General features: G+C 70.9%; 1 protein-coding gene, 1 tRNA gene and 1 pseudogene. All 3 read left to right on the top strand.

The features are described 5' to 3' along the window. Positions 1-609: 609 nt before the first annotated feature. Entirely contained in the window at positions 610-1,068 is a 459-nt protein-coding gene (locus tag FV222_RS23905) for an NUDIX hydrolase (RefSeq protein WP_147762735.1), read from the top strand. Between the two features lie 118 nt (positions 1,069-1,186). After that, positions 1,187-1,261: transfer RNA gene (locus tag FV222_RS23900), tRNA-Thr, on the top strand. Between the two features lie 247 nt (positions 1,262-1,508). Continuing rightward, positions 1,509-2,182 (top strand): annotated as a pseudogene (locus FV222_RS23895) (hypothetical protein); the annotation flags it as partial.

Here is a 2,182-nt window from a genome sequence, read left to right as displayed (position 1 = left end):
TTCCCCGCGAGCGTCTCGACGACCGAGCCGAAGCCGGCGACCGCGATACCGCCGAACGGCGCGACGTCGGCCACCACCCTGCCGGCCGGCGCCCCCTCGGCACGGACCGGACCTGCGACCGGCTCTTCCGCGAACCTCGCCGAGCCCGGACCGATGCCGGCGGGCACCGCAAGCCCCGTCGTCCTGCCGCAGCCCCTTCCTCCGGGCAGCCCGAACGAGGATGCAGAAGCCAAGGCCCGCCGGTTCGGCTGACCGGACTGGGCGCAGGTCCGAACCCTGCCCCGCATCGGGCTTTCATCGGACAGCTATCTCGATCAAGCGTCCTGCAGCACCAGATTGTCCGACAGGACGGGACCGAGCCGTGACTTGGCGCGTTTGACCCGGGTCAGGTCCGTGTCATGGGCGGGGAAATGGCCTGGATGTCGCAGGGCATTCGCTTCCCTGGACGACCCGGATCGATTATTTGCCGGGTAACTATTCGATCCGAGAGGCTTCGCCGCTGTTCCATCCCCGTTCCGGTCCTGGAAACCGCATCGTCCTGGCCGCGACCGGGCCGCACGTGATTGCGCGCCATGCACGCTTCGGCGCGTCCGCCCGGGGGCGGCGGGCATGACGACGATGCCGCTTGACGACGAGCGCGAGGCGCGCCCGCAGGTCGGGGCGCTGCCGTTCCGGCGCGAGCCCGACGGGAGCTACAGCGTCCTCCTCGTCACCTCCCGCGAGAGCCGGCGCTGGGTGATCCCGAAGGGGTGGCCGATGAAGGGGCGCAAGCCGTTCGAGGCGGCGGCACGCGAGGCCTACGAGGAGGCCGGCGTGCTCGGGCAGATCGGCAAGCGGCCGCTCGGCTTCTACCTCTACCAGAAGCGCCTGAAGAACCGCGATGCGGTGCTGTGCCAGGTGAAGGTGTTCCCCCTCGAGGTACGCAAGCACCGCAAGAGCTGGCCGGAGCAGCACGAGCGCGAGCAGCGCTGGTTCACGCCGGCCGAAGCCGCCGAGGCCGTCACCGAACCCGGCCTCGCGGCGATCATCCGCGCGGCGCTGAAGAAGGACGGCCGCGCCAAATCGTGAGCCGTCCGGTCGATTGCGCCGCCAGGACCGCCAGACGCGATTGCCAAGCCGCCGCCGATCCCTTAAAGCCCCTCTCGGTTGGACGGAGACGCCCCCTCGCGGGCCCCGAAAAGCCGTCGCTGCGGTAGCTCAGTGGTAGAGCACCTCATTGGTAATGAGGAGGTCGTGGGTTCGATCCCCCCTCGCAGCACCATCCATCACACCTCGCAAGATCAACGCTCGACCTCTCCGCAGGCGCCCGATACGGGCGCCTTTTTTGCGTCGGCAACATCGATGTCCGACCGCCCGTGCCGTCGATTGCCGCCGGACCGGCGACCGGCTCTCTCGGCTGACAGGTCGGCGAGGTCGGCACCTCTCGGACGACGCACCCCCTCGACGCTTGCCCCAACGTGTGGTTGCTGACCGCACCGGCCTTCTTCGAGCCGGACCAGGGAGTGACCATGCGAACCAACGGCGCCATCCTCGCCGCGCTCGGCTGCGCGCTGTGCGCCGCGCCCGCGGAGGCCCGCATCGTCGGGATCGACGTCACGGCGGTCGAGCCCTTCGCCGACGGAGCCATGTTCGGTGCGGCCGGCGCCTACGAGCGCGTCGTCGGCACGGCCCGCGGCGAGCTCGACCCGGCGGACCCAGCCAACGCCGGCATCGTCGACATCGCGCTGGCGCCGCGAAACGCCCGCGGCCTGGTCGAATACAGGACCGACCTCTTCATGCTGCGCCCGAAGGACCCCGCCCGCGGGAGCGGCACGCTGCTGTTCGAGGTGCTGAACCGCGGCCGCAAGTTCCTGTTCAACTGGGTGCTCGACGCGCCGGCGCAGGCGGCCCAAGCCGTCAACGATCCGCGCTCCGCCGCGGATGCCGGAACCGGCCTCGTCCTGCGCCGCGGCGACACGGTGGTCTGGTCGGGCTGGGAGGCGGACGCCCTGCGCCAACAGGGCGGCATGGCGATCGACGTTCCTGTGGCGACGCGCGACGGCAAGCCGATCGTCGAGACGGTGCGCGACGAGCTCGTCAGCGCCACGCGCGGGCCGCCCGAGGCGCCGTTCTACCTCACCTTCAAGGCCGCGAGCCAGGACAAGGCCGCGAGCCCCGACAAGGCCGGCGCGCAGCTCACCGT

The sequence above is a fragment of the Methylobacterium sp. WL103 genome, assembly GCF_008039885.1.
Lineage (GTDB): Bacteria > Pseudomonadota > Alphaproteobacteria > Rhizobiales > Beijerinckiaceae > Methylobacterium > Methylobacterium cerastii.
The sequence above is the reverse complement of the archived record's forward strand: the minus strand, read 5'-3'. Positions and strand labels throughout refer to the sequence as shown.

Coding starts and splice junctions, on each gene's coding strand:
- FV222_RS23905 (WP_147762735.1), top strand. CDS start 610: ATGACGACGATGCCGCTTGACGACGAGCGCGAGGCGCGCCCGCAGGTC.